Source organism: Virgibacillus salexigens, assembly GCF_014905415.1.
In the GTDB taxonomy this organism is placed as follows: Bacteria; Bacillota; Bacilli; order Bacillales; family Amphibacillaceae; genus Virgibacillus; species Virgibacillus salexigens.
This window is the reverse complement of record NZ_BNEO01000037.1, coordinates 1-435: the sequence shown is the minus strand read 5'-3', so window position 1 is coordinate 435 and position 435 is coordinate 1. Positions and strand designations below refer to the sequence as shown.

Genomic DNA, 435 nt, shown 5'->3' with positions numbered 1-435 from the left:
AGTATGTTTTTCTGACTGTGGCTATTGTGTTAGTCACAGCCTTTTATGCTATAAGTATTGAGAATAAAAGTCAAGATATTATTGCAGACCGCCTTCCGCAAGGGGCTCTTGTCATGAATAACATCAATCAAAAGTCAACGCAGATTCCGAAGAATGAGCAGGTTGTTGCGACGTTAGATAACTATGCAATGAGTCATCAGTCATTCATTGTTTCTACAGTTGTTAGACCTGAGGGAAACGGGAGTTTTAAGCCGAGCTATATGACTTTTGGAGATGGGAAGCTTGCGAGTAATATGCGTTTATTTCCTAAAGCTAATCGAGCTGAAAATGATTTACTGGGAATGGGAGCGACCTACCATATCATGACAGGTCATACGAGTTCTGAGGAACTGAGCAATTACTTGAGCAATAAATTTCACGTGATAGCTGTACCTG

At 40.5% G+C, this 435-nt stretch carries 1 protein-coding gene; it reads left to right on the top strand.

What is annotated here, in order from left to right:
- Positions 1-113 precede the first annotated feature (113 nt).
- On the top strand, positions 114-435 hold a 322-nt coding region (locus tag JKP73_RS22105), incomplete at its 3' end, for a hypothetical protein (protein ID WP_234447170.1).